The following is a 26,259-nucleotide window of genomic DNA, read 5'->3' on the forward strand; positions in this document are numbered from 1 at the left end:
GGGCGCGCCTCAACGTCAGGCGGCGGCGGGCACGCCGCTGTGGAAACGCAGCTCGCTGTCCGGCGACAGGATCAGTTCAGCTTCGAGGCGGCCGAAATGCGCCACCCGTTCGCTGATGTCGCCGCCGGCGATCTGTTCCGCCAGCGTCAGGTAGTCCTGATAATGGCGCGCTTCGGAGCGCAGCAGCGAGACGTAAAAGCGGTTCAGCTCGTCGTCCAGGTGCGGCGCCAGTTTGGCGAAGCGTTCGCAGGATCGCGCTTCGATGTAAGCGCCGCAGATCAGTTTGTCGATCAGCGTCGCCGGATCGTGAGTGCGGATCTCGCGGATCATCCCCTTGGCGTAGCGGCTGGCGGTGATCTTGCGATACGGGATCCCGCGCGCCTGCATGATCTCCAGCACCTGCGAGAAGTGATGCAGCTCTTCCTTGATCAACAGCACCATGCGATCCGCCAGATCCTGGCCGTAGGCCGAGCCGTTTTTCGGCAGGATCTTGCGGGTGAACTGGCCCTGGCGAAACAGCGTGTCCGGCGCGCCCTGCGCTTCGTGCAGAAACGCCTCGTAAGGGCGCAGCAGCGCCAACAGCGCGTCGCCGCTCTCTTTGTCCGCCACGTAGCGGCGGATCAGCCACATGCCGGTCTGCGCGGCTTTCAGCTCGCATACCAGGTGGTCAGTCAGCAACAGCTGCAGGTTTTCCGGACGGCGCGCGGCGTCGATCCAGGCGTCGGGCGTTTCACAGTGCAGGAAGCTTAAAATCGGGGCTAACAGGGATTGGTATGTCATGGCGTTTATCAGGGGCCGGCGAGAACCGGCCCACAGGCATTAATCGGAAAGGGATTAGTGGCGTTTACCGTCGTCGTCTTCGTCGATGTAGTCGCCGTCTTCGTCATCCTCACCGTCTTCACCGTTCGGATCTTCGAAGTAGGTGCCCCAGCCGTCGTAATTGACGCCGCAGCGTTCCGCCAGCGCCACCAGCTGTTCTACCTGAGCGTCGATCAGCTCTGCGTTCAGGCCGACTTCGCTGATCACGTCGCAGCACATCACCATCGAACCGTCTTCCACTTCCAGCTCTTCGGCGTCGGTCACTTCGTAGCCCAGCTTGAAGGCTTCAACGGCGGCCTGCTCCAGAACCTCAAATTTCTCGGCGGACAGATGGTGCTCGATGGTGTAGAGCGCGTTCGGATCGCTGCCGTCTTCCAGCAGTTCTTCGATGATCAGGCGGGTCTCTTCACGTTGTTCTTCCAGCAATTCGCGGTTTGCCATGCCTATATCCTCAAGTCAAATGGCCTTCATTCCTTCTATTTTCACACACCGCCGACGTTGCTTCCACGATAAACGTGAAAGATTTCCTCGCCGGGGTTGAATTTGAATATTCATACATATAAAGTGAATTTTAATTCAATTAAGCAATCAGGGAATCGGACTATGAGCACCGGCAATGCGTTCTACCAACGTCACTTTCTGAGGTTAATGGATTTCACCCCCGCCGAGCTGCAGGCGCTGCTGAAACTGGCGGCCGATCTGAAGCAGGCCAAGAAGCAGGGGCAGGAACAACGCCGGCTGCAGGGCAAAAACATTGCGCTCATCTTCGAAAAAGACTCGACCCGCACGCGATGCTCTTTCGAAGTTGCCGCATTCGATCAGGGCGCGCAGGTCACTTACCTCGGCCCGAGCGGCAGCCAGATAGGCCATAAGGAGTCGATGAAAGACACCGCCCGGGTGCTGGGCCGCCTGTACGACGGTATTCAGTATCGCGGCTACGGCCAGGCGCTGGTGGAAACCCTGGCGCAGCACGCCGGCGTGCCGGTGTGGAACGGCCTGACCGACGAGTTCCACCCTACCCAATTACTGGCGGATCTGCTCACCGTGCAGGAGCACCTGCCGGGCAAGGCGCTGAGTGAAGTGAAGCTGGCGTACGTCGGCGACGCGCGCAACAACATGGGCAACACGCTGCTGGAAGCCGCCGCGCTGGCGGGCATGGATCTGCGGCTGGTGGCGCCGAAGGCCTGCTGGCCGCAGCCGGAGCTGGTGGCCGAGTGCCAGGCGCTGGCGCAGCAAACCGGCGCGAAACTCACCCTGACCGAAGACATCGCCGAAGGGGTGCAAGACGCCGACTTCCTCTACACCGACGTGTGGGTGTCGATGGGCGAGCCGAAAGAGACCTGGCAGGAACGTATCGCGCTGCTGCGGCCGTATCAGGTCAACATGGCGATGCTGAAGCTGACCGGCAACCCGAACGTGAAGTTCCTGCACTGCCTGCCGGCGTTCCACGACGATCAAACCACGCTCGGCAAGCAGATGGCGCAGCAGTACGATCTGCACGGCGGCATGGAAGTGACCGACGAAGTGTTCGAGTCGGCGCACAGCGTGGTGTTCGATCAGGCGGAAAACCGGCTGCACACCATCAAGGCGGTGCTGGTCGCCACCCTGAGCGAAACCCTCTGACCGCCCTCCCCTCCGCCCTGGCGCCCCCGGCCAGGGCGGCTAATATATTCCAGGAATATCAAATAGCGGATTGACCTTTGCTCACCGCCGGCAAAGGCTCTACCGTGACAGGCCGACGGCGCCCGCGCCGTAAAAACCAACGATAACAAACCGTTCTCAGCGTCGCCCTGCGGCGCCTTCAGGGGATACACACCGATGAAAGCCAAACTCTTGCCGCTGTTCCTGCTCGCCGCCCTGCCCGCCGCCGCGTTAGCCGCCACGCCGCCGAATACGCTGGTGGTGGTGCAATCGCTGGATGACATCGTCAGCCTCGATCCGGCGGAAGCCAACGAACTCTCCAGCATCCAGACGGTGCCCAGCCTGTATCAGCGGCTGGTGCAGGCGGATCGCGACGATCCGGCCAAGGTAGCGCCGGTGCTGGCGGAAAGCTGGCAGAGCGATGCGGCGGCCAAAACGCTGACGGTGAAACTGCGGCCGCAGGCGGCGTTCGCCTCCGGCAACCCGCTGACCGCCGACGACGTGATCTTTTCCTACAGCCGCGCGGTCAAGATGAACAAGTCGCCGGCGTTCATCCTCAACGTGCTCGGCTGGCAGCCGGACAACATCGACGCGCAGTTGAAGAAGATCGACGAACATACCGTGCAGCTGCGCTGGACGGCGGACGTCAGCCCGGCGGTGGCGCTGAATATTCTTTCGACGCCGATCGCCTCGATCGTCGACAGCAAGGCGGCGCTGGCCAACGTCAAAGACGGCGACTTCGGCAACGCCTGGCTGAAAATGCACTCCGCCGGCAGCGGCCCGTTCAAGATGCGCGTCTATCAGCCGCATCAGGCGATCGTGCTGGACGCCAACCCCACCACGCCGGGCGACAAGCCGCAGCTGAAAAACATCATCATTAAAAACGTGCCGGATCCGGCCACCCGCCGCCTGCTGATCCAGCAGGGCGACGCCGATATCGCCCGCGAACTGGGCGCCGATCAGACCGACACGCTGAAAAACCAGCCGGGCGTCAAGGTGCTGGAGATCCCGTCCGCCGAACAAAACTACCTGGTGTTCAACACCGGCAACGGCGCCAATCCGCTGCTGAACAACCCGGCCTTCTGGGAAGCGGCGCGCTATCTGGTGGATTATCAGGGCATCACGAAGGATCTGCTGAAGGGCCAATACTTCGTGCACCAGAGCTTCCTGCCGGTCGGGCTGCCGGGCGCGCTGGAGACCAACCCGTTCAGCTACGATCCGGCCAAGGCGAAAGCCATCCTGGCCAAGGCAGGCATCACCCACGCCGCCTTTACGCTGGACGTGGAGAACAAGCCACCGTTCATCACCATCGCGCAGGCGCTGCAGGGCAGCTTCGCCGCCGCCGGCGTGAAGGTCGAGCTGCTGCCGGCTGCGGGCAGCCAGGTTTACTCCCGCGTGCGCGCCAGGCAGCATCAGGCGGCGATCCGCCTGTGGATCCCGGATTATTTCGACGCCCACTCCAACGCCAGCGCCTTCGCCTACAACGACGGCAAAAGCAGCACGGTGGCCGGGCTGAACGGCTGGCAGATCCCGCAGTTGAACCAGCAGACGCTGGCGGCGCTGGCCGAAGCCGATCCGGCCAAGCGCCGCGCGCTGTATACCGCCATGCAGCAGGAACTGCAGCGCAGTTCGCCGTACGTGTTTATCGATCAGGCCAAAACCGAAGTGGTGCTGCGCGACAACGTCAAAGGCTACCAGCAGGGGCTGAACGCCGACATGGTCTACTACGATCGCGTCAGCAAATAGCCGGCGGGCGCCCATCGCCGGCCAATCGATTGCGGGGCGGCAAAAAACGGCGTTTTAACGCTTGCAGTGGCGAAAAGCGCGAGTATAATGCGCCACAATTTGCCAGGAGAAAGCATGAAAAACGACGTTTGTTTTGTTAGCCGCAATCGACAAAACCGACTGCCTATCGGCGGCCAGCTGCCGTTGTTTCTCCTGTTGCTAAACCGATCGTTTCAAGCCCCTCATTGAGGGGCTTTTTTTTGCCTTGAGAATATCCCAAAGTCCCGCGCCACGGGCACGCGTCGAGGAGGAGTGAAAAATGGCCAACCCGCTGTATCACAAACACATCATCTCTATTAACGATCTCAGCCGCGAGGATCTGGAGCTGGTGCTGCGCACCGCCGCCGGTCTGAAAGCCAACCCGCAGCCGGAACTGTTGAAACACAAGGTGATCGCCAGCTGCTTCTTCGAAGCCTCGACCCGTACCCGCCTGTCGTTCGAAACCTCGATGCACCGCCTCGGCGCCTCGGTAGTCGGTTTCGCCGACGGCAGCAACACCTCGCTCGGCAAGAAAGGCGAAACCCTGGCCGACACCATCTCGGTGATCAGCACCTACGTGGACGCCATCGTGATGCGCCATCCGCAGGAAGGCGCGGCGCGCATGGCCGCTGAATTCTCCGGCAATGTGCCGGTGCTCAACGCCGGCGACGGCGCCAACCAGCACCCGACCCAGACCCTGCTGGATCTGTTCACCATCCAGGAAACCCAAGAGCGCCTGAGCAACCTCAGCATCGCCATGGTCGGCGACCTGAAGTACGGCCGCACCGTGCATTCGCTCACCCAGGCGCTGGCCAAGTTCGAAGGCAACCGCTTCTACTTCATCGCCCCGGACGCGCTGGCGATGCCGGCCTATATCCTGAAAATGCTGGAAGAGAAAGGCATCGAGTACAGCCTGCACAGCAGCATTGAAGAAGTGGTGCCGGAGCTGGATATTCTCTACATGACCCGGGTCCAGAAAGAGCGCCTCGATCCTTCCGAGTACGCCAACGTGAAAGCGCAGTTCGTGCTGCGCGCCGCGGATCTGGCCGGCGCGCGCGCCAACCTCAAGGTGCTGCACCCGCTGCCGCGCATCGACGAGATCGCCACCGACGTGGATAAAACGCCGCATGCCTACTACTTCCAACAGGCGGGCAACGGCATCTTCGCCCGCCAGGCGCTGCTGGCGCTGGTGCTCAACGCAGATTTGGCTCTTTAAGGGGGAACCGCCATGACTCACGACAACAAACTGCAGGTCGAAGCGATCAAATGCGGCACGGTGATCGACCACATTCCGGCGCAGATCGGTTTCAAACTGCTGACGCTGTTCAAGCTGACCGCCACCGACCAGCGCATCACCATCGGCCTGAACCTGCCCTCCAACGCGCTGGGCCGCAAGGATCTGATCAAGATCGAGAATACCTTCCTGACCGAGCAGCAGGCCAACCAGCTGGCGATGTACGCGCCGAAGGCCACGGTAAACCGCATCGACAACTACGAAGTGGTGCGCAAGCTGACCCTCAGCCTGCCGGATCACATCGACGGGGTGCTGACCTGCCCGAACAGCAACTGCATCAGCCGCAGCGAGCCGGTGGCGTCGAGCTTCAGCGTGAAGCCGCGCGACGGCGAAGTGCACCTGAAGTGCCGCTATTGCGAGAAAGAGTTCGAGCATCAGGTGGTGTTGCAGGCCGACTGAATTCTGCCCTTTTAACGGGAGCGGCGCTGTTAATCTGCGCGCCACTCCCTATAATGGGTGCCTGAAAATAACTCTACCCACGTTGCTACCCACCGAATTTCAAGCTGCGGCCGACCGCGCAGCGGCGTGAAAGACAACGGGTCTATCAGGAGAAAACATGTCACGTAATATCAGCACTGAACTCGCCCCGGCAGCCATTGGTCCTTACGTGCAGGGCGTTGATCTGGGCAGCATGATCATCACTTCCGGCCAGATCCCGGTCGATCCGAAAACCGGCGCCGTCGCCGACGACGTGGCCGCTCAGGCGCGCCAGTCGCTGGAAAACGTCAAAGCGATCGTCGAAGCCGCCGGCCTGATCGTTGCCGACATCGTGAAAACCACCGTGTTCGTGAAAGATCTGAACGACTTCGCCACCGTTAACGCCGCGTACGAAGCCTTCTTCACCGAGCACAGCGCGCCGTTCCCGGCCCGCTCCTGCGTGGAAGTGGCGCGTCTGCCGAAAGACGTGAAGATCGAAATCGAAGCCATCGCCGTGCGTCGTTAATCGACACGCACGCGAATGACGGTCAGCTTCGGCTGGCCGTTTTTATTGGTAAGAATTTTATTAATCCAATTAATTTATAGCGATAGCGTAATACCGCTCACATTTACAATCCCACAATAAAAACACGCCTATAATTATTTCTCACCCGGCCGGGTCATTGCTGTTTCATTTCGTTCACTCCGTGAATAATGACAGGAGATAACCATGGCACCTAGCGTATTGGATTATTTTATCCAACAAGCTTCCCGTTATCCGGAAAAAACCGCCGTCGTCGGCGATAATAAACATCTGACCTACCGTCAATTGGATGAAGCCAGCAGCGCACTGTGCACGCGCCTGAAACAGGAAGGGGTTCGGCCCGGCGATGCCGTGCCGCTGGTCGCGCAGCGCACGGTGGAATTGCCGATCGGCATGATGGCGATCGCCAAGGCCGGAGCCTGTTATATTCCCATTGACGCCCGCTATCCCGAACGGCGCATTCGCAATATTATCGAACAAAGTGGCTCGCCGATAATCCTCTTCAGCAACCATGACGCTCGTGTAAATATCGACAACCTCCCGCGCAAAGTCCTTTCCATTGATAATATTTCCCTGACTAAAGTTTCCATAACTGTATTTTCCCCTCCGCCCTCCGATGCGCTTGCCTATATTATTTTCACCTCCGGCACCACCGGCGCGCCCAAAGGCGTCATGATCGAACACCGTTCGCTGTTAAACCTGCTCCTCTGGCATAACCAACGTTTCGCGATGGATGAACACAGCCGTTCCACGCTGATTGCCGGCGTCGGTTTTGACGTGGCGCAATGGGAAATCTGGGTGCCGCTGATCTGCGGTGGCACCCTGTATCTGCCGCACGAGGAGACCCGCCTGCAGCCGGACGCATTGCTGGCCTTCTTCGCCCGGCATCGCCTCACCCACGCCTTTGTCCCTACGGTATTGGTGCCGGAGGTCATCGGCGCGCCGCAGCCCGCCGGGCTGGCGCTGAAATACCTGTTCACCGCCGGTGAAAAGCTGAATCCGCTCGAGCTGCGCGGCATCGACTATGCAGTGGTGGATTACTACGGCCCGACGGAGGCCACCATCTTCGCCACCTGCAACCGCGTGCGCTGCGCGACGCAAAACCCGCTGTCCACGATTGGCCGGCCCATCGCCGATACGCAGGTATTCATCCTCGACGAGCGCCTGCGGCCGGTAACCGACGGCGAATCTGGCGAGCTCTGCATCAGCGGCCTCTGCCTGGCGCGCGGCTACCTGAACGCCCCGCAGCTGACCGCCGAGCGTTTTGTCACTTCGCCGCACGTCGGCGGCCAGCGCTTGTACCGCAGCGGCGATCGGGCGCGCCGCTTGCCTGACGGCCGCATTCAGTACCTGGGGCGCCTCGACGCCCAGGTCAAAATCCGCGGCAATCGCGTGGAACTCGGTGAAATCGGCAGCCTGATGACGCAGGTCTCCGGCGTAAAAACCGCCATCGCCCTCGTCAATCAAACGGACAATCCGAGCGACAAGCGGATCCTGGCGTTTTTGACCGGTGAAGATCCCGGCGGCGATCTCATTGCACGGGTTAAACGGCAGCTTCAGGATCAGCTGCCCGCCTACTCTCTGCCCGCCGAGTACCGGCATCTGGATCGGTTGCCGATCAACGCCAACGGTAAAATCGACCAGGCGGCGCTGTTGGCCCTGGCGCCCGAGGCTCAGCCGGCCCCTGCTGAACCGCTCGACGGCCACCAGCGGATCGTCGCCGATCTGTGGCGCAGGCTGCTGAAAATCGATCATATCCGCGCCGACGATGATTTCTTCGCGCTGGGCGGGCATTCGCTGCTGGCGGCAAACCTGGCAAACCAACTGGGTAAAGCGTTCGCGGTCAAAACCTATGTGCGTGATATCTATGCATACCCGAACCTGAAGACGCTGGCGCAGGCGATGGCGCAACGCCAGGGACAAGAACAAACGTCTGAACCTCAAGACGGCGAGCCGGCACGCGCCTTGCTGGATGACGTGTATTTGCCGTCGGATCTCGTCATCGATCCGACGTTCGATACGCGGCAAATCAGCGCGCCGCGCGCCATTTTGCTGACCGGCGCCACCGGCTTCGTCGGCGCGCACCTGTTGGCCGATCTGCTGCGCACCACCGACGCCGAGCTGTACTGTCTGGTGCGCGACGGAGCCAAACTGCCGCCGAGACAGCGGCTGGAGGCGGTGCTGCAGCGCTACCGGATCGCGTTGAGCGCCGGGCAGCGCGCACGCCTCCATATCCTGCCCGGCGACGTGGCGGAACACCATTTCTCGCTGGCCCCGGCGGCTTACCGGGTGTTAAGTCAGGATATCGATCTGATTTACCATTCGGCCAGCGCGGTGAATTTTATCCAGCCTTACGCCTACATGAAGCGCGACAACGTACAGGGCCTGCGGGAAATCATTCGTTTCGCAGCGCATAGCCGCACCAAGCCGCTGATGCTGCTGTCGACCATCTCCGTTTACAGCTGGGGGCATCTGCACACCGGTAAGCGGGTGATGCGGGAAAGCGACGATATCGATCAAAACCTGCCGGCGGTCAGCCGCGATATCGGCTACGTGCGCAGCAAATGGGTGATGGAGAAGATCGCCGATCTGGCGGCGAAGCAAGGCCTGCCGCTGATGACCTTCCGCCTGGGCTACGCCACCTGCCACAGCCGCACCGGCGTCAACGCCGATTACCAATGGTGGGGGCGGCTGGTGAGAACCTGCATCAGCAGCGGCACGGTGCCGGATTTACGGGATCTGCGCGAAGGGTTGACCACCGTGGATTACATGACCCGGGCCATCGCCCACGTCTCTCGCAACCCGCAGGCGCTGGGGCAGAAATTCAACCTGATCCATCAAGGTGACAATAATCTGACGCTGCGTGAGTTTTTCAGCCTGCTGGAGCGCGAGTTCGGTTATCGCTTTCATCCTCTGCCCTTCGCAAAGTGGCGAGCCCAATGGGAAAACGACAGCGACGCGCCGCTGTACCCGCTGCTCAGCCTGTTCAAGGATCCTATGGTGGACGAGCTATCGACGGTGGAGCTCTATCAAGACACCTATCGGTGGGACTGCCGCAACCTGCAACGCTTCCTGCAGGGCAGCGGCATCGATGAGCCGCGCTTCACCCGCCAGCTGCTGCTGAATTACCTGCAGCACGCCATCGGGTATGCGCCGCTGTCGCTTCGGGCGTAACAAAACCGGGGCTCAGCTGGCCGAGCCCCGTCACCCTCACTCCATTTTAAGCCCCCGCAGCAGCGCCTCCAGCGGGTACACCGCCGCAATCACCACCTCGTCGCGCGTCTGCGCCGCCGCATCCAGCTGGCGCTGCGCTTGTTCGGCCTCGGCCCGGCTCAGCGGTTTGGCCTGCTGATGGCGATCCAGCAGCGTTAAGCCCAGCGTGGCCAAAGCATCGACGTCCTGCGCCACCGGCGCCAGATCGCGCAGCGTGCGGTTGCCCGCGATCGCCGTCTGCAATGCCGCGCCGTTCGCCTGCCAGCGCTGCAGCCGTTCGCGCAGCGCCTGCGCCGCCGCCTTATCGCGCTTATCCTTCAACAAGGCCGCGACCTGTGCCTGCATGTCGCGCACCGCGCCGCTCTCCGGCGGTAGCGCATCGGCAAAGCGGTTCAGCGGTTCGAACTGGTGATAGTTGCTGGCCTGGAACTTCAGGTGCTGGCGGGTGTAATACTGTGCCGGCTCCACCGCCTCGGCCAGGATCTGCAGCGGCACGATCTGCACGCTGTTGCTCAATCGGGTGAATTCGCGCGCCGTTTCCACATGCTGCTGCAGGCCGACCGACACCACCGACCAGGCGTCGATCGCCGCCAGCCGCCGGTACATGTTGTTTTCGTCGGTGACGTCCTGCGCCGACCACAGCCGCTCCGCCACCGCGAAGGCGCGCGGCCACAGCTTGAGATCGAGAAGCGGCGCGCGCACGTTTTCCGCCCACAGCGCCGCTTCACCGCCGAGAATGTTGGCCTGCCCCTTCTCGTCCGGCACCACCGGCATCTTGCCCGCCGGCACCGCCGCCAGCTTGTCGCCGCGGGTGGGGTAACGCACGTTGCCGACCAACGTATAGCCGCTGAGCTTGTCCTGCTGCAGCGTGAACACCGGCCGCGTGTCACCCATCCAGGTATCGACGCGGAACGTCACCTGCTGCGGCGTGCGCCAGACGATGTCGTGCACCGCGCGGCGCGATTTGCCGTTGAAATCGATAAAGCCGCGCCAGCCCTGCTTGCCCTCGATCAGCGTGAAGCTGCCCTCCACCGCGCTGCCCTTCAGACGCGGCATGCTGAAACGCCAGCTTTGCGCCTGCTCGCCGGGCTGCACCGCCGTCTCGACCCCCAGCGGCTGCGGCAGAATTTCATTGCGGTAGTGATAGGCGGTGCTTTGCGGCTGATCGAGGTAGAAACCGGTGGAAAGAATGCCCTGATAGCCGTCCTGCGCGCTGGCGCCCAGCGAGTCTTGCCCCTGCCAGGACTGAATGACGATCGAGCGCGGCAGCGACGGATGATAGATCTCGTCCCAGCCGACCATCTGCCGCTGGTGCTTCTCGAGGATCTTTTCCAGCTTCTGGTTGAAGTAGGCCTGCAGCGCATGGGTATCCGCCAGCCCGTTCTTCTGCATAAACGCCTGAATCGACGGCGACGCCCGCCACTGGCTGGCGTCCACCTCATCGCCGCCGATGTGCAGATAAGGATCGGGGAAGATCGCCGCCAGCTCGCCGACGATCGTGTCGACAAACTGATACACCTCGTCGCGGGTCGGATCGAGCGTCGGCTTATGCACGCCCCACTCGCGCTCCATCCGATACGGCCCCGGCGCGCTCATCAGGTCGGGATAGGCCACCGCAATGCTGGAGGCATGCCCCGGCATGTCGATCTCCGGCACCACGCGAATGCCGCGCGCCGTGGCGTAAGCCACCACCTGCCGCATCTGCTCGCGGGTGTAGAACTGGCCGTCGCTGGCCTGCTGTTGCAGCTTGGGATAATGATCGGAGGCAAAGCGCCAGCCCTGATCGTCGGTCAGGTGCCAGTGGAACACGTTAAGCTTGGCCGCCGCCATGCCGTCGAGCTGGCGCAGAATGTCCGGCAGCGGCAGGAAATGACGCGCCGAATCCAGCAGCACGCCGCGCCACGGAAAACGCGGCACGTCGCGGATATCCACCAGCGGCAGGAAGGTATTTTGCCCGTCGGTCTGCAGCAGCTGCAGTAGGGTCTCCATGCCGCGCAGCGCGCCGAAACGCGTGTTGGCGGTCAGCGTGGCGCCCTGCGGCGTGACCGCCAGCCGGTAACTCTCATCGCTGCCCGGCAGCGGCTGCGCCGCCACCCGGTCCTTGATCACCACCTTGATCGCCGCGCCGTTCGCTTCTTCCATCGGCGCCAGCGTCCAGCCGGTCTGCAGTTCGATGCGCTGGCGCCAGCGCGGCAGCGCGTCGCCCAGATCGTCGCCCTGCAGCGTCAGAGACAAACGGTGATCCAGCACCAGCTTGCCCGCCGGTTGCGTCACTTCCACCTGCTGCGGCCAGGGCATCAGCGGCAGATCGCCGGCCGGCTGCGCCAGCGCGCCGCAAGAAAACCATAACGATGAAGCCAGTAGCGTATAACGGAAAGGTCTGTGCATCGGAAATTCCTCAGAGGAAAAAAACAAAATATCCCCAATGAATTTCAAACCACCGCCAGGCGATAAACAACAACGCGGTGGCTTGAAAGGCGCAGGGGAAAACAGCCAACGCTGTAGATAAAGACTCAGCCCAGAACAGATGTCCAACCGTTGCGGTGAAAAAGCGGACGGGATCACAGTTGCCCCCTCCCGGCCGGAGGGGGCGAGCGGGTTATTGCCAGCCGTAGCGGCGCACGAACCAGCCTTTCACGCACTGGGTCAGCACCATGTAACCGACGAGGATCAGCACCAGCCACGGGAAGTAGCCGAGCGGCAGCGCCTGCAGCTGCAGGAAGCCGGCCAGCGGCGAGAACACCAGGCCGATGCCGGTGGCGATCACCGCCAGCGTCATGATGCACAGCGGCCAGGACGGGCGGCTCTGGATAAACGGAATTTTGCGCGTGCGGATCATGTGGACGATCAGCGTTTGCGACAGCAGCCCTTCCACGAACCAGCCGGACTGGAACAGCGTCTGCATTTCCGGCGTATTGGCCTTGAATACCCACCACATCAGGCTGAAGGTCAGCACGTCGAAGATCGAGCTGATCGGCCCGAAGAACACCATAAACCGCCCCAGATCGGCGGAGTTCCAGCGCTGCGGCTGGGTGATCTGATCGTCGTCGACGTTATCGAACGGGATGGCGATCTGCGAGATGTCGTACATCAGGTTCTGAATCAGCAGGTGCAGCGGCAGCATCGGCAGAAACGGCAGGAAGGCGCTGGCGATCAGCACGCTGAACACGTTACCGAAGTTGGAGCTGGCGGTCATCTTGATGTATTTCAGCATGTTGGCGAAGGTACGGCGCCCTTCGATCACCCCCTGCTCCAGCACCATCAGGCTTTTTTCCAGCAGGATAATGTCCGCCGCCTCCTTGGCGATGTCCACCGCTGAATCGACGGAGATGCCGATATCGGCCGCGCGCAGCGCCGGCGCATCGTTGATGCCGTCGCCCATAAAGCCCACCACGTGCCCCTGGCGGCGCAGCAGTTTGACGATGCGCTCCTTGTGCAGCGGCGTCAGCTTGGCGAACACCGTGGTGCGCGCCGCCGCCTGCGCCAGCTGCTCGTCGTCCATCTGTTCGATCTCGCTGCCGCGCAGCAGACTATCGGCCTCCAGCCCGACGTCCCGGCACACTTTGGCGGCCACCAGCTCGTTGTCGCCGGTGAGGATTTTCACCGTGACGCCGTTCTGTTTCAGCGCCGCCAGCGCCGGCGCGGTGCTCTCCTTCGGCGGATCGAGGAAGGCGACGTAGCCCTCGAGGATCAGATCCGACTCATCCGCCACGCCGTATTCATGGGTTTGCGCCGGCAGGATCTTGTTGGCCACTGCCACCACCCGCAGCCCCTGCTGGTTGAGATCGTCGGTGATGCGGCGAATGCGCGCCAGCAGCGCCTCGCTCAGTGGGATCACCTCGTCTTCGTGGCGCACGTGGCTGCAAATCGCCAGCATCTCTTCCAGCGCGCCCTTGCACACCAGCTCGTGATACTCGTTGTCCTTGGCCACCACCACCGACATGCGGCGGCGCACGAAATCGAACGGGATCTCATCTACCTTGCGGTAGTTTTGCAACGCCGCCGGCTGCCGATTCTGCTCCGCGCAGCTCAGCACCGCCACGTCGAGCAGGTTTTTCAGCCCGGTCTGGTAGAAGCTGTTCAGCCAGGCGTAGCGCAGCACCCGCTCGCTGCCGGCGCCGAACGCATCGGTGTGGCGTTCCAGCACGATCTTGTCCTGGGTCAGGGTGCCGGTCTTGTCGGTGCACAGAATATCCATGGCGCCGAAGTTCTGGATGGCGTCCAGGCGTTTGACGATCACCTTCTGGCGCGACAGCTTCACCGCCCCTTTGGCCAGCGTTGAGGTGACGATCATCGGCAGCATTTCCGGCGTCAGCCCGACCGCCACCGACAGCGCGAACAACGCCGCTTCCCACCAGTCGCCCTTGGTGTAGCCGTTGATCAGCAGCACGATCGGCGTCATCACCAGCATAAAGCGGATCAGCAGCCAGCTGACCTTGCTGATGCCGCTCTGGAAGGCGTTCGGCTGCTGCTCCTGGCTGGTGACGCGCTGCGCCAGCTGGCCGAAATAGGTGCCGCCGCCGGTGCCGATCACCATCGCCAGCGCGGTGCCGCTGACCACGTTGGTGCCCATGAAGCACAGGTTCTGGCAGTCGAGCGGATCGGCCGCCAGCGCCTGCGGCGCCGCGGATTTTTCCACCGGCAGCGATTCACCGGTCAGCGCCGCCTGGCTGATGAACAGATCCTTGGCCGACAGCAGGCGCAGATCCGCCGGGATCATGTCCCCGGCCGCCAGCTTGACGATATCGCCCGGCACCAATTGCGCGATCGGCAGCTCCACGTGTTCGCTCTTGCCGGTGAGCGCATCGCTGCGGATCACCGTGGCGGTGTTGCTCACCATCGCTTTCAGCGCATCGGCCGCCCGGTTGGAGCGCGCCTCCTGGATGAAGTTCAGCAGCGTGGAGATCAGCACCATCAGCGCGATCACCAGCGCGCCGGTGAGATCCTCTGTGGCGTACGAGATCATGCCGAGCGCGGTCAGCAGCAGGTTGAACGGGTTGCGGTAGCAGTGCCAGAGGTGTTGCCACCAGGCCTCTTTCTGCTGATCGTCGATGACGTTCTCGCCGCAGCGCCGGCGCACCTGCTCCGCCTCATGGGCGGTGATGCCTTCCGGGTGGCTGTGGAAACGCTCAAACAGCTGCATCGTCTCTGCGGCGGCGCATTCCAGCCGCTGTTGCGCCAGGCCGGCCGGCATATCGTGCGCAGCGCCGCCGACGCCGTCCAGCAGGCTGTCGCGGCGCACCAAGCGGCGCGGAAGGCCGCGGGCGAACAGGCCCAGCAGCTGACGGGGGAGTTTTTTCAGTTTCATGGTTCGCACCTCGTCGCCCGGTGCCTCACGGCAGCGGGTAAACGGGGATCGTCATCGGCCGGGCGGATGGCGGGTGCGCCAAAAAGCCTCTGCCAACGCAGATCCTTATTCTTTTTTCAGCAGCAGGAGCGAACGACGAAGCGCGCGCCACCGGTTACCGTGATGTACTTCACCGGTAAAACAGCAGCGCCAGGCGGAAAGGTTTTACCGGTGAACCGAGTGAGTGTCTAAAGCGGTCGGGTCGGGGTCCATATGGGGAATCACCTCCGGTAAAGGGAAAAACAGAGCGGCAGGAGCGGCCGTTCAGCGCAGTGCAACAATCCCGTATTGCCTCAAGATCCGCGTGGGAAAATGAGCTATGCTGACGGGCATTGTCTTACAGGCCATTATGTTACGCCTGTCCACCTCAACGAAAAGTAAACCATGCAAAACCGGCTGACCATCAAGGACATCGCACGCCTGAGCGGCGTAGGCAAATCCACCGTCTCACGGGTGCTGAACAACGAAGGCAGCGTGAGCCCGCAGACCCGCGAACGGGTGGAAGCGGTGATCCGTCAGCAAGGGTTTACCCCCTCCAAGTCGGCGCGCGCCATGCGCGGCCAGAGCGACAAAGTGGTGGGCATCATCGTTTCCCGTCTCGATTCGCCGTCGGAAAACCAGGCGGTGCGCACCATGCTGCCGCTGCTGTATCAGCAGGGTTTCGATCCTATCGTGATGGAGAGCCAGTTCGAAACCCGCCTGGTGCAGGAACACCTGCACGTGCTGCGCCAGCGCAACGTCGACGGCGTGATCCTGTTCGGCTTTACCGGGCTGACCGCGGCGATGCTCAAACCGTGGCAGGAAAAAATGGTGGTGATGGTGCGCGAATACGACGGCTTTTCGTCCGTCTGCTACGACGACGCCGGCGCGGTGAACCTGCTGATGGATCGCCTGTATCGGCAAGGGCACCGGCACATCGGCTATCTGGGGGTGCAGCTCAGCGACGCCACCACCGGCCAGCGCCGCTACCAGGCCTATCTCGACGCCTGCGAGCGCCTCAAGCTCACGCCGCGCGCCACGCTGGGCGAGCTGAGCTACCAGAGCGGTTTCCAACACGCCGCCGAGGTGATCGACCCGCACACCAGCGCGCTGATCTGCGCCTCCGACAGCATCGCCCTGGGGGCGATCAAATACCTGCAGCAGCAGCCGACGCACGCCATCCAGGTGTGCGCCATCGGCAACACCCCGCTGCTCAGCTTCCTGTTCCCCGACACCCTGTCGGTGGAGTTCGGCTACGGCAGCGCCGGCCTGCTGGCGGCGCAACAGCTGCTGGCGCAGCTCAACGGTGAACAGGGGATCCGCCGCCTGGTGGTGCCCAGCAAACTTTCCTGATTAAAAGACGACCATTTTTTGTCATTTTGTGATCCTCGCCCCAAACCGGGAACGTTCCCATTCCATAAAAAAATCCGAGTGACTAAGCTTTGATCATTACTCAGCCAACACCTCTGCAGGTATCCCATAATGAGCAAAGTAAAACAGCAGGATATTGATCGCCTGATTGTTTTGGTCGGCGGCCGCGAAAACATCGCCACCGTCAGCCATTGCATTACCCGGTTGCGTTTCGTCCTCAACGACCCCAGCAAGGCCAGCCCCAAGGAAATCGAAGAGCTGCCGATGGTCAAAGGCTGCTTCACCAACGCCGGGCAGTTCCAGGTGGTGATCGGCACCGACGTCGGCGACTACTATCAGGCGCTGATCGCCAGCACCGGCGTCAACGAGGCCGACAAAGAACAGGCCAAGGTGGCCGCGCGTCAGAACATGACCTGGACCGAGCGCACCATCTCCCACTTCGCCGAGATCTTCTTCCCGCTGCTGCCGGCGCTGATCAGCGGCGGTCTGATCCTCGGCTTCCGCAACGTGATCGGCGATATCCCGATGTCCGGCGGCCAAACGCTGGCGCAGATGCACCCGGCGTGGAAAACCATTTACGACTTCCTGTGGCTGCTCGGTGAAGCGATCTTCATGTTCCTGCCGGTGGCCATCTGCTGGTCGACGGTGAAAAAGATGGGCGGCACGCCGGTGCTCGGCATCGTGCTGGGCGTCACCCTGGTGTCGCCGCAGCTGATGAACTCCTACCTGCTCGGCCAGCAAACGCCGGAAGTGTGGAACTTCGGCTGGTTCGTGATCCAGAAAGTCGGCTATCAGGCGCAGGTGATCCCGTCGATCCTGGCGGGCATGGCGCTGGGCTGGATCGAAACCCGGCTGAAAAAGATCGTCCCCGACTACCTCTATCTGGTGGTGGTGCCGGTGGTTTCGCTGCTGCTGGCGGTGTTCCTGGCGCACGCGCTGATCGGGCCGTTCGGCCGCATGATCGGCGACGGGGTTGCCTGGGCGGTGAAAGCGGTGATGACCGGCAGCTTCGCCCCGGTGGGCGCCGCGCTGTTCGGCTTCCTGTATGCGCCGCTGGTGATCACCGGCGTGCACCAGACCACGCTGGCCATCGACATGCAGATGATCCAGAGCATGGGCGGCACCCCGGTGTGGCCGCTGATTGCGCTGTCCAACATCGCGCAGGCCTCGGCGGTGCTCGGCATCATCATCATCAGCCGCAAGGCCAACGAGCGTGAAATCTCGGTACCGGCGGCGATCTCCGCCTATCTCGGCGTGACCGAACCGGCGATGTACGGCATCAACCTCAAATACCGTTTCCCGATGCTGTGCGCGATGATCGGCTCCGCGATCGCGGGCCTGATCTGCGGCCTGGACGGCGTGATGGCCAACGGCATCGGCGTCGGCGGCCTGCCGGGCATCCTGTCTATCAAGCCGCAGTTCTGGCTGATTTACTCGCTGGCGATTCTGGTGGCGATCGTCATCCCGCTGGTGCTGACCATCATGGTCTACAAACGCAAGGCCGCCCGCGGCGAGCTGCCGGTTTAATTGACGCAAAATACGCAACATGAATGTAGGGGCTGGAAATACCCTATAGCTTTCGAGCTGCAGCTAGGCGGCAAGGGTGCAAATCCCCAGGAGCTTACTCAAGTAAGTGACTGGGGTGCAGCGCCAGCAGCCAACAACGCTGCAGTTTGAAAGATGAAGGGTACGGGCCCGTTGTCACGATTCAAAGGTATACAGCTATGAGCAACCCAACCCCCTGGTGGCAGAACGGCGTCATCTACCAAATTTATCCGAAGAGTTTTCAAGACAGCACCGGCAACGGCTACGGCGATTTGGCCGGCGTGACCCGGCGGCTGGACTATCTGCAGGAGCTGGGCGTCGACGCCATCTGGCTGACGCCGGTCTATGTATCGCCGCAGGTGGACAACGGCTATGACGTGGCGGACTACTGCGCCATCGATCCGGCTTACGGCACCATGGCGGACTTCGAGCAGCTGGTCGCCGCCGCCCACCGGCGCGGCATCCGCATCGTGATGGACATGGTGTTCAACCACACCTCGACCGAGCATCCGTGGTTCAAGGCCGCGCAGGATCGCCACAGCCCGTATCGCCAGTTCTACGTCTGGCGCGACGGCGAAGGGGATACGCCGCCGAACAACTGGCGCTCCAAGTTCGGCGGCAACGCCTGGCAGTGGCACGCCGACAGCGGCCAGTACTATCTGCACTTGTTCGCCGTCGAGCAGGCGGATCTCAACTGGGAACACCCGCCGGTGCGCGAAGAGCTGAAGAAAGTGTGTCAGTTCTGGGCGGACAAAGGCGTCGACGGCCTGCGCCTCGACGTGATCAACCTGGTGTCCAAGCAGCAGGACTTCCCGTCCGACAGCCAGGGCGACGGCCGCCGCTTCTACACCGACGGCCCGCGCATTCACGAGTTCCTGCAGGAAATGAGCCGCGACGTGTTTCAGCCGCGCGGCCTGATGACGGTGGGCGAGATGTCTTCCACCACGCTTGAGCATTGCCAGCAGTACGCGGCGCAGAGCGGCGAAGAGCTGTCGATGACCTTCAACTTCCACCACCTGAAGGTAGACTACGCCGGCGGTGAAAAATGGACGCGGGCGGCGCCGGATTATGTGGAGTTAAAGCAGATCTTCCGCCACTGGCAGCAGGGGATGCATAACCGCGCCTGGAACGCGCTGTTCTGGTGCAACCACGATCAGCCGCGCATCGTATCGCGCTTCGGCGATGAAGGCGCACTGCGGGTGCCGGCCGCCAAAATGCTGGCGATGGTGCTGCACGGCATGCAGGGCACGCCTTATATCTATCAGGGTGAAGAGATCGGCATGACCAACCCCGGCTTCCGCGCCATCGAGCAGTACCGCGACGTGGAAAGCCTGAACATGTATGCCGAACTGAGCGCCCAGGGCCGCGGCGACGCCGAACTGCTGGCGATCCTGGCGGACAAATCGCGCGACAACGGCCGCACGCCGATGCAGTGGAGCGCCGCGCCGCACGCCGGTTTCACCACCGGCACGCCGTGGATCGGCTGCGCCGAGAACTACCCGCAGATCAACGCCGACGCGGCGCTGGCCGACCTCGACTCGGTGTTTTACGCCTACCGCCAGCTGATCACCCTGCGCAAGCAGTATCCGCTGCTGACCCACGGCGACTATCAGGATCTGGCGCCGGATCACCCGGCGCTATGGTGCTATCAGCGCAGCTGGAACGGCCAGCGCCTGCTGGTGGTAGCCAACCTGAGCCGCGAGCCGCTGGCCTGGGCGGCGGAAGGCGTGGAAGCCTCCGCTCAGTGGCGCCCGCTGATGAGCAACTACAGCGACTCGGCGGACCAGCCGCAGGCGCTGACGCTGCGGCCGTTCGAAGCGGTGTGGTGGCTGCTCGAAGACTGACCCCGCAGGGCGCAGCGATGAACTGCGCCCTACAATGTCCCCATCAGCGCCACCACCCCGGCGGCCTCTTGCGCCAACTGCTCATCGCTCATGTCGCTCACGCCCTGCACCAGATGCGGCGGCAGATAATCCATGCCGGTCAGGTTAGCCAGCGCGTGGAACGGCAGCAGCAGATCCTGCACCGGATAGCGGTTGTAGCCTGCCGGCGTGTAGGCCTGCGCGTTGCCACCGGTGCTCACCACCAGCTGCAGCGGCTTGCCGTGCAGTTTGGTGCCCTCGCTGCCGTAGGCGAAACCATAGGTTAATACCGCGTCCTGCCATTCGCGCAGGATCGCCGGCGAGCTGTACCAGAAAAACGGGAACATCATTACCACCGCATCGTGGCTTGCCAGCAGTGCCTGTTCGCGCGCTACGTCGATGCGGTAATCCGGGTAAGCGCGGATCAGCTCGTGCACGGTCACGTTAGGCAGCGGGCGCACGGCCTCGATCAGCGCCTGGTTGATGCGCGACTCGTCGGGGGTGCGGTGGGCGGTTAACACTAAAATGCGTGACATAAATGATTCCTTGAACGTAAAGAAGATGAGGCATTTTTCCATTTCTGCCGCTTCGGGTGTAGGCTGTTCAAGGTCACTTCAATTTCAACCGAAAGTATCAACCACTATGTCGCTGCCCTTTGACGTGCACCGCCTGCTGCCGGCCTTCCTCGCCGCCGCGCAGGCGCAAAATTTCTCCGCCGCCGCCCGCCAGCTGGGCGTCACGCCGGCGGCGGTCAGCAAAAATATCCGCGCGCTGGAAGAGAAGCTGGCGCTGCGGCTGTTTCAGCGCAACACCCACAACGTGCTGCTGACCGACGAGGGCAAAGCGCTGCTGGCGCAGGTGGCGCCGCTGTGGCAGGCGTTGGCGGCGACGCTGGAAAGCGCCGGCGGCGAGCGGCAGGCGCCGGCCGGGGTGGTGCGCGTCACGATGATCCCCGGCTTTGGCCGCCAGATGCTGATGCCGGTGATCCCGCAATTTCTGGCGCGCTACCCGCAGATCGATCTCGATCTGTCGCTGGACGCCCGGGTGGTGAATCTGGTGGGCGAAGGCTTCGACGTCGGCATCGGCAGCCGGGTCGATCCCGACAGCCGGCTGGTGGCGCGCCCGCTCTACCCGATGCATATGGTGCTGGCAGCGTCGCCCGACTATCTGGCGCGGCGCGGTGAACCGCAAACGCCGCACGACCTGCTGCGGCACGACTGCCTGCTGCACCGCAACCCCAGCAACGGCCGCCACGTCAAATGGCAGCTGCGCCATCAGGGTGAAACGCTGGCGCTGGATCTGAACGGCCGATTGGTGGTGAGCCGCCCGGAGATGCTGCTGGATGCGGCGCTGGCCGGGCTGGGCATCGTCAACCTGGCGCGCTGGTACCTCGAAAAGCACTTTGAGCAGGGCACGCTGCGGCCGGTGCTGGCGGAGTGCTGGCCGCGCCCGGTGCAGCTGTGGCTCTATTACGCCTCGGCGGATCTACCGCCGCGGGTGCGCGTCTGGGTCGACTTTCTGCTGGAACATTTTCGCGATCGGCCAGTGAGCGATTGACGACTGTTCAGCTTGCGCACGCTCTTCCGATTTCCTTGTTCTACATCAAAAGAATCTCGCCAATATCTATATATAGTGCATTAAGAATTGCGAACACCTATATATAGTAGTTATCCACAAAATCATCCACACGCCGCCACAGCCCTTGCGCGCTGCGGCTTTGCCCTGTGGATAAGCGAAATTTGACGGTTGCTCGCCACGCCAGGCGGGTATGAACGCTCCCTCGGGGAACAAGGAGTACAACGTGAAACCAGTAGTGATTAAGCGGGACGGTTGCCAGGTACCTTTTGACGAAGCGCGCATCGCGCAGGCCATCGAGCGCGCCGCGCTGGCGGTGGGCGTGGTCGACGCCGACTACTGCGCCACCGTCGCCCGCGTGGTCGCTCAGCGCATGGAGCAGCAGCCGCGCGTCGATATCCACGAGATCCAGCAGGCGGTGGAAAACCAGTTGATGGCCGGCGAGTACAAACAGCTGGCGCGCGCCTATATCGAATACCGCCACGATCGCGACGTGGCGCGCGAGCTGCGCGGCCGCCTGAACCAGGAAATTCGCGGCCTGGTCGAGCAGAGTAACCGCGCGCTGCTGAACGAAAACGCCAACAAGGACAGCAAGGTGATCCCCACCCAGCGCGACCTGCTGGCGGGCATCGTCGCCAAACACTACGCCAAGCAGCACATCCTGCCACGCGACGTGGTGCTGGCCCATGAACGCGGCGAAATTCACTACCACGATCTCGACTACTCGCCGTTCTTCCCGATGTTCAACTGCATGCTGATCGATCTGAAAGGCATGCTGACCAACGGCTTCAAGATGGGTAACGCCGAGATCGAGCCGCCGAAGTCGATCTCCACCGCCACCGCCGTGACCGCGCAGATCATTGCCCAGGTCGCCAGCCATATCTATGGCGGCACCACCATCAACCGCATCGATGAAATCCTGGCGCCGTTCGTCGACGAGAGCTTCCGCAAACACCTGCAGGTGGCGGAAGAGTGGCAGATCCCAGACGCCAAAGGCTATGCCATGGCGCGCACCGAGAAAGAGTGTTACGACGCCTTCCAGTCGCTGGAGTACGAGGTCAACACCCTGCACACCGCCAATGGCCAGACGCCGTTCGTCACCTTCGGCTTCGGCCTCGGCACCAGCTGGGAGTCGCGCCTGATCCAGCGCTCGATCCTGAAAAACCGCATCGCCGGGCTGGGCAAAAACCGCAAGACCGCCGTGTTCCCCAAACTGGTGTTCGCCATCCGCGACGGCCTCAACCACCAGTACGGCGATCCGAACTACGACATCAAACAGCTGGCGCTGGAGTGCGCCAGCAAGCGCATGTACCCGGATATCCTCAACTACGATCAGGTGGTGAAGGTGACCGGCTCGTTCAAAACGCCGATGGGCTGCCGCAGCTTCCTCGGCACCTACGAGCAGGACGGCGAGCTGGTGCACGACGGCCGCAACAACATCGGCGTCATCAGCCTCAATCTGCCGCGCATCGCGCTAGAGGCGATGGGCGATGAGTCGCGCTTCTGGGCGCTGCTGGATCAGCGCCTGCAGCTGGCGAAAAAGGCCCTGATGACGCGCATCGCCCGGCTGGAAGGCATCAAGGCGCGGGTGGCGCCAATCTTGTACATGGAAGGCGCCTGCGGCGTGCGGCTCAAGGCCGACGACAACATCGCCGATATCTTCAAGAACGGCCGCGCTTCAATTTCGCTGGGCTATATCGGCCTGCACGAGACCATCAACGCGCTGTTCGGCGGCGAAAATCACGTGTATGACGACGAGGCGCTGCGCGCCAAAGCGGTGGCGATCGTCGCACGGCTGCGCGCCGCCGTCGACGCCTGGAAAGACGAGACCGGCTACGGCTTCAGCCTCTACAGCACGCCGAGCGAGAACCTGTGCGATCGCTTCTGCCGGCTGGACACCGCCGATTTCGGCGTGGTGCCGGGCGTCACCGACAAGGGCTATTACACCAACAGCTTCCACCTCGACGTGGAGAAGAAGGTCAATCCGTACGACAAGCTGGACTTCGAAGCGCCCTACCCGCCGTTGGCCAGCGGCGGCTTCATCTGCTACGGCGAATACCCGAACCTGCAGCACAACCTGAAGGCGCTGGAAGACGTGTGGGACTACAGCTACAGCCGGGTGCCTTACTACGGCACCAACACGCCGATCGACGAGTGCTACGAATGCGGCTTCACCGGTGAATTCTCCTGCACCAGCAAAGGCTTCACCTGCCCGAAATGCGGCAACCACGACTCGGCCAAGGTCTCGGTCACCCGCCGGGTGTGCGGCTATCTCGGCAGCCCCGATGCCCGGCCGTTCAACGCCGGCAAACAGGAAGAGGTGAAACGCCGGGTGAAACACCTCGGCAACGGGCAGCTCGGCTGAGAAACGCCGTGCAACCTAGGCAGAAGCCTGTTCATCAGGCGTGATTGTCGCAGCCAGTTTGCCTTCGGCCAGCGCGCACCAACCGCAGCGTACACGCAGTACGTGAGGATTGGGAGCACTGCCCGGAGGCAAAATGGCCAGTAAAATAGCCTGATGGGAAGGCCTCACATGAATTATCACCAGTACTACCCGATTGACGTCGTCAACGGCCCCGGCACCCGCTGCACGCTGTTTGTCGCCGGCTGCGTGCACCAGTGCCCCGGCTGCTACAACAAAAGCACCTGGCGGCTCAACTCCGGCCAGCCGTTTACCCCGGCGTTGGAAGACCGCATCATCGCCGATCTGAACGATACGCGCGTGCCACGTCAGGGGCTGTCGCTCTCAGGCGGCGATCCGCTGCACCCGGCCAACATCTCGAGCATCTTGCAGTTGGTGAAACGGGTGCGCGCCGAGTGCCCCGGCAAGGATATCTGGCTATGGACCGGCTACCGGCTGGCGGAGCTGGACGCGCAGCAAATGCAGATAGTGGACAGAATCAATGTGCTGATCGACGGCAAGTTCGTGCAGGATTTGAAAGACCCGGTGCTGATCTGGCGCGGCAGCAGCAACCAGGTGGTGCATAGGTTGCGATGACAACGCTAATTTGGAAATTTCTCACGCTGGTGGGCAATCGAGAAAACCTTAATAACATCATCGACGATGATATACACCAGCAACAGGGAGGCCTTGTTAATGAGCAGCTTACGTGCCTTCCCATACCAAGGCTTACCTAACTCAGGATGATCCAGCAGGCGCTTTACCGCTTTATCTATCTCGTTATCAGCCTGCACTGCCGCCTGTGGATTGAAAATATAAAGAAACTCAAAAATACGTTCCCTGTCCCGTAGCGCTGCATTATCCCATTCGATACGCATAACGATCCCTATTTTCGGTCGTATTTCGCTCTAATTTTTGCCTTAAAGGCATCCATGCTTTCTTCTACTTCTTGTTGGCTAAGGTAAACAGCATTACCCTCATGCAGACGGGAAAAAGCTGCATCTACCTTATCTTTCAACCAGTTTTCGTGTTCCTCTGCGGCCCGTTGCTCATCAGCCATTTGCTCCGCCAAGCGGCGACAGGCTTCACTTAATGTCGTTCCTTTAGCCTCGGCGGCCTTTTGCGCCAAACGCTTGGTTTCATTTTCGATGCGAAACTGGATGCGACTTTCCATCTTTGCTCCTCCTGCAATCGCACGATGGCGACACTAAATCTTGAACAGACACGTTAGCACATTTGTGACAACAACATCGAGATGAAAGGTCGTTTTTTGAACATTTTACACCAACCCCATCCCCACCACGCCGGTCACCGCGCCGCACAGCGCCACCAGCGCCGCCGTTAGGCACAGCGCGCGGGCGGAGAAGGCTTTGTTGAGCATCAGCAGCGAAGGCAGGCTGACCGCCGGCAGGGTCATCAGTAGCGCCAGCGCCGGGCCGGCGCCCATGCCCGCCAGCATCATGGTCTGCACGATCGGGATTTCCGCCGCGGTGGGGATAACGAACAGGCAGCCGACGATCGCCAGACCGATGATCCACAGCAGGCTATTGTCGACGGCGCCGTCGGCGTGCGGGAACAGCCAGACCCGCGCCGCCCCCAGCGCCAGCACCGCCAGCACGTAGATCGGGATGGTCGACCAAAACAGCGCCCACAGCGCTTTGCCCCAGCGGGCGAGGAACGGCCGTTCTTCGCTCTGCGCCGTCATCAGCGGCGGCTGCGGCGCGGCAGGCTGTGGATCGTTGGCGGTCACGCGCTGCACCAGCCAGGCGATGCCCAGCACCATCACCACGCCCGCCACCAGGCGGATGGCGGCGAACGGCCAACCGAGCACAAATCCCATAAACACCAGCGTCGCCGAGTTCAATACCGGGTTGGCGAGCCAAAAGGCCAGCGCGGCGCCGCTGGATACCGACTGGCGGCGCATGCCGGCGGCAACCGGTGCGGCGCAACAGGTGCACATCATGCCCGGCAGCGCGATCAGCGCCCCCAGCACGGTGCCGGAAAAACGCCGGTGGCCGAGCATACGCGCCAGCCAGTCGCGCGGGATCAGCACCTGCACCAGCGAACCTAACAGCACCCCGAGCAGCGCCGCCTTCCATACCGCGGTGAAGTAGACCAACGCATACTGCCAGGCCGCCAGCCAGGGGCTCGCGGCGCCGTCGGCCAGGATCGATTTGCCGATCGAGTGGCTGTCCGCCGCCACAAAGGCCTTGCCGTAGTAAGGCTGCCATTTGATGTAGTAGAGGCCGACGGCCACCACCAGCAGAAACAGGATCGGTTTCCACAGCGGCCAGGCGCGTGGGGCGGGTTCAGGGGCGTTCAGAGATTGCGGCATGGTCGCGGCCAGAGTCAGTCAACAGTGGCGCCAGCATAGCGCGCCGCCGCCGCCCGTGCACGCCCGGGCTGTCCAAAATAGTTCATCTGTTCGCCACCGACGCGTAACGCGATTGTCATCTGCGCCCGGCACCATGATGCCAACTTGAAAAC

At 62.2% G+C, this 26,259-nt stretch carries 20 protein-coding genes; 12 read left to right on the forward strand and 8 right to left on the reverse strand.

The window, feature by feature from the left end; genetic code table 11:
* Nucleotides 1-15 precede the first annotated feature (15 nt).
* Both miaE and rraB read right to left on the reverse strand, forming a co-directional pair.
* The gene (miaE, locus tag ACJ8PI_RS15435) at nucleotides 16-780 is read right to left on the reverse strand and encodes a tRNA isopentenyl-2-thiomethyl-A-37 hydroxylase MiaE (protein WP_015376459.1); all 765 of its coding nucleotides are present in this window, start codon (nucleotides 778-780) and stop codon (nucleotides 16-18) included.
* Between the two features lie 54 nt (nucleotides 781-834).
* Complete coding sequence (gene rraB / locus ACJ8PI_RS15440) at nucleotides 835-1,260, reverse strand: ribonuclease E inhibitor RraB (protein WP_164134799.1); 426 nt, start codon at nucleotides 1,258-1,260, stop codon at nucleotides 835-837.
* A 162-nt stretch (nucleotides 1,261-1,422) separates the two neighbouring features.
* On the opposite strand from rraB, the gene argF reads away from it, so the two are divergent.
* The 6 genes from argF (at nucleotide 1,423) to ACJ8PI_RS15470 (ending at nucleotide 9,653) form a co-directional block, all read left to right on the forward strand.
* Entirely contained in the window at nucleotides 1,423-2,442 is a 1,020-nt protein-coding gene (gene argF / locus ACJ8PI_RS15445; protein ID WP_060423000.1) for an ornithine carbamoyltransferase, read from the forward strand.
* 195 nt (nucleotides 2,443-2,637) lie between these two features.
* Nucleotides 2,638-4,206, forward strand: coding sequence for an ABC transporter substrate-binding protein (locus ACJ8PI_RS15450; protein WP_060427295.1), 1,569 nt, complete (start codon nucleotides 2,638-2,640; stop codon nucleotides 4,204-4,206).
* A 298-nt stretch (nucleotides 4,207-4,504) separates the two neighbouring features.
* On the forward strand, nucleotides 4,505-5,440 hold the full coding sequence (pyrB, locus tag ACJ8PI_RS15455; protein WP_039567700.1) for an aspartate carbamoyltransferase: 936 nt from the start codon (nucleotides 4,505-4,507) through the stop codon (nucleotides 5,438-5,440).
* Between the two features lie 12 nt (nucleotides 5,441-5,452).
* Entirely contained in the window at nucleotides 5,453-5,917 is a 465-nt protein-coding gene (gene pyrI / locus ACJ8PI_RS15460; RefSeq protein WP_033636863.1) for an aspartate carbamoyltransferase regulatory subunit, read from the forward strand.
* A 157-nt stretch (nucleotides 5,918-6,074) separates the two neighbouring features.
* Nucleotides 6,075-6,461, forward strand: coding sequence for a 2-iminobutanoate/2-iminopropanoate deaminase (gene ridA / locus ACJ8PI_RS15465; protein ID WP_004933379.1), 387 nt, complete (start codon nucleotides 6,075-6,077; stop codon nucleotides 6,459-6,461).
* A gap of 204 nt (nucleotides 6,462-6,665) precedes the next feature.
* Complete coding sequence (locus tag ACJ8PI_RS15470) at nucleotides 6,666-9,653, forward strand: non-ribosomal peptide synthetase (RefSeq protein WP_164134800.1); 2,988 nt, start codon at nucleotides 6,666-6,668, stop codon at nucleotides 9,651-9,653.
* A 36-nt stretch (nucleotides 9,654-9,689) separates the two neighbouring features.
* Here ACJ8PI_RS15470 and ACJ8PI_RS15475 read toward each other — a convergent pair whose 3' ends face one another.
* Together ACJ8PI_RS15475 and mgtA are read right to left on the reverse strand one after the other, a co-directional pair.
* Nucleotides 9,690-12,080, reverse strand: a complete 2,391-nt coding sequence (locus ACJ8PI_RS15475; RefSeq protein ID WP_164134801.1) for a beta-N-acetylhexosaminidase — start codon at nucleotides 12,078-12,080, stop codon at nucleotides 9,690-9,692.
* Nucleotides 12,081-12,291: 211 nt separating this feature from the next.
* On the reverse strand, nucleotides 12,292-15,000 hold the full coding sequence (gene mgtA / locus ACJ8PI_RS15480) for a magnesium-translocating P-type ATPase (protein WP_047569575.1): 2,709 nt from the start codon (nucleotides 14,998-15,000) through the stop codon (nucleotides 12,292-12,294).
* 423 nt (nucleotides 15,001-15,423) lie between these two features.
* On the opposite strand from mgtA, the gene treR reads away from it, so the two are divergent.
* The 3 genes from treR (at nucleotide 15,424) to treC (ending at nucleotide 19,778) form a co-directional block, all read left to right on the forward strand.
* The gene (treR, locus tag ACJ8PI_RS15485) at nucleotides 15,424-16,371 is read left to right on the forward strand and encodes a trehalose operon repressor TreR (RefSeq protein ID WP_033652784.1); all 948 of its coding nucleotides are present in this window, start codon (nucleotides 15,424-15,426) and stop codon (nucleotides 16,369-16,371) included.
* Nucleotides 16,372-16,500: 129 nt separating this feature from the next.
* Nucleotides 16,501-17,916, forward strand: coding sequence for a PTS trehalose transporter subunit IIBC (gene treB / locus ACJ8PI_RS15490; RefSeq protein WP_033636857.1), 1,416 nt, complete (start codon nucleotides 16,501-16,503; stop codon nucleotides 17,914-17,916).
* Between the two features lie 197 nt (nucleotides 17,917-18,113).
* Nucleotides 18,114-19,778, forward strand: coding sequence for an alpha,alpha-phosphotrehalase (gene treC / locus ACJ8PI_RS15495; protein ID WP_164134802.1), 1,665 nt, complete (start codon nucleotides 18,114-18,116; stop codon nucleotides 19,776-19,778).
* Between the two features lie 29 nt (nucleotides 19,779-19,807).
* Here the strand turns inward: treC and ACJ8PI_RS15500 are convergent, their stop codons facing one another.
* Nucleotides 19,808-20,332, reverse strand: coding sequence for an NAD(P)H-dependent oxidoreductase (locus ACJ8PI_RS15500; protein ID WP_060436830.1), 525 nt, complete (start codon nucleotides 20,330-20,332; stop codon nucleotides 19,808-19,810).
* 106 nt (nucleotides 20,333-20,438) lie between these two features.
* Here ACJ8PI_RS15500 and ACJ8PI_RS15505 point away from each other — a divergent pair, with 106 nt between their 5' ends.
* The 3 genes from ACJ8PI_RS15505 to nrdG all read left to right on the forward strand — a co-directional run bounded on the left by ACJ8PI_RS15505 (nucleotide 20,439) and on the right by nrdG (nucleotide 24,369).
* Nucleotides 20,439-21,353: a LysR family transcriptional regulator gene (locus ACJ8PI_RS15505; RefSeq protein ID WP_164134803.1), complete on the forward strand. Its 915-nt coding sequence runs from the start codon at nucleotides 20,439-20,441 to the stop codon at nucleotides 21,351-21,353.
* 244 nt (nucleotides 21,354-21,597) lie between these two features.
* A complete protein-coding gene (gene nrdD, locus ACJ8PI_RS15510) occupies nucleotides 21,598-23,736 on the forward strand; it encodes an anaerobic ribonucleoside-triphosphate reductase (RefSeq protein ID WP_004933403.1) in 2,139 nt (712 codons plus the stop codon).
* A 168-nt stretch (nucleotides 23,737-23,904) separates the two neighbouring features.
* Nucleotides 23,905-24,369: an anaerobic ribonucleoside-triphosphate reductase-activating protein gene (gene nrdG, locus ACJ8PI_RS15515; protein ID WP_164134804.1), complete on the forward strand. Its 465-nt coding sequence runs from the start codon at nucleotides 23,905-23,907 to the stop codon at nucleotides 24,367-24,369.
* A gap of 5 nt (nucleotides 24,370-24,374) precedes the next feature.
* On the opposite strand, the gene ACJ8PI_RS15520 is transcribed toward nrdG, so the two are convergent.
* The 3 genes from ACJ8PI_RS15520 to ACJ8PI_RS15530 form a co-directional block, all read right to left on the reverse strand.
* Nucleotides 24,375-24,650: a type II toxin-antitoxin system RelE/ParE family toxin gene (locus tag ACJ8PI_RS15520; protein WP_038879053.1), complete on the reverse strand. Its 276-nt coding sequence runs from the start codon at nucleotides 24,648-24,650 to the stop codon at nucleotides 24,375-24,377.
* 8 nt (nucleotides 24,651-24,658) lie between these two features.
* Complete coding sequence (locus ACJ8PI_RS15525; RefSeq protein ID WP_039567725.1) at nucleotides 24,659-24,946, reverse strand: type II toxin-antitoxin system RelB/DinJ family antitoxin; 288 nt, start codon at nucleotides 24,944-24,946, stop codon at nucleotides 24,659-24,661.
* A 105-nt stretch (nucleotides 24,947-25,051) separates the two neighbouring features.
* On the reverse strand, nucleotides 25,052-26,107 hold the full coding sequence (locus tag ACJ8PI_RS15530) for a permease (RefSeq protein ID WP_164134805.1): 1,056 nt from the start codon (nucleotides 26,105-26,107) through the stop codon (nucleotides 25,052-25,054).
* Between the last annotated feature and the right edge of the window lie 152 nt (nucleotides 26,108-26,259).

Source organism: Serratia sp. CY82433, assembly GCF_052166535.1.
GTDB classification, from domain to species: domain Bacteria; phylum Pseudomonadota; class Gammaproteobacteria; order Enterobacterales; family Enterobacteriaceae; genus Serratia; species Serratia sarumanii.

Coding starts and splice junctions, on each gene's coding strand:
- miaE (WP_015376459.1), bottom strand. CDS start 780: ATGACATACCAATCCCTGTTAGCCCCGATTTTAAGCTTCCTGCACTGT.
- rraB (WP_164134799.1), bottom strand. CDS start 1,260: ATGGCAAACCGCGAATTGCTGGAAGAACAACGTGAAGAGACCCGCCTG.
- argF (WP_060423000.1), top strand. CDS start 1,423: ATGAGCACCGGCAATGCGTTCTACCAACGTCACTTTCTGAGGTTAATG.
- ACJ8PI_RS15450 (WP_060427295.1), top strand. CDS start 2,638: ATGAAAGCCAAACTCTTGCCGCTGTTCCTGCTCGCCGCCCTGCCCGCC.
- pyrB (WP_039567700.1), top strand. CDS start 4,505: ATGGCCAACCCGCTGTATCACAAACACATCATCTCTATTAACGATCTC.
- pyrI (WP_033636863.1), top strand. CDS start 5,453: ATGACTCACGACAACAAACTGCAGGTCGAAGCGATCAAATGCGGCACG.
- ridA (WP_004933379.1), top strand. CDS start 6,075: ATGTCACGTAATATCAGCACTGAACTCGCCCCGGCAGCCATTGGTCCT.
- ACJ8PI_RS15470 (WP_164134800.1), top strand. CDS start 6,666: ATGGCACCTAGCGTATTGGATTATTTTATCCAACAAGCTTCCCGTTAT.
- ACJ8PI_RS15475 (WP_164134801.1), bottom strand. CDS start 12,080: ATGCACAGACCTTTCCGTTATACGCTACTGGCTTCATCGTTATGGTTT.
- mgtA (WP_047569575.1), bottom strand. CDS start 15,000: ATGAAACTGAAAAAACTCCCCCGTCAGCTGCTGGGCCTGTTCGCCCGC.
- treR (WP_033652784.1), top strand. CDS start 15,424: ATGCAAAACCGGCTGACCATCAAGGACATCGCACGCCTGAGCGGCGTA.
- treB (WP_033636857.1), top strand. CDS start 16,501: ATGAGCAAAGTAAAACAGCAGGATATTGATCGCCTGATTGTTTTGGTC.
- treC (WP_164134802.1), top strand. CDS start 18,114: ATGAGCAACCCAACCCCCTGGTGGCAGAACGGCGTCATCTACCAAATT.
- ACJ8PI_RS15500 (WP_060436830.1), bottom strand. CDS start 20,332: ATGTCACGCATTTTAGTGTTAACCGCCCACCGCACCCCCGACGAGTCG.
- ACJ8PI_RS15505 (WP_164134803.1), top strand. CDS start 20,439: ATGTCGCTGCCCTTTGACGTGCACCGCCTGCTGCCGGCCTTCCTCGCC.
- nrdG (WP_164134804.1), top strand. CDS start 23,905: ATGAATTATCACCAGTACTACCCGATTGACGTCGTCAACGGCCCCGGC.
- ACJ8PI_RS15520 (WP_038879053.1), bottom strand. CDS start 24,650: ATGCGTATCGAATGGGATAATGCAGCGCTACGGGACAGGGAACGTATT.
- ACJ8PI_RS15525 (WP_039567725.1), bottom strand. CDS start 24,946: ATGGAAAGTCGCATCCAGTTTCGCATCGAAAATGAAACCAAGCGTTTG.
- ACJ8PI_RS15530 (WP_164134805.1), bottom strand. CDS start 26,107: ATGCCGCAATCTCTGAACGCCCCTGAACCCGCCCCACGCGCCTGGCCG.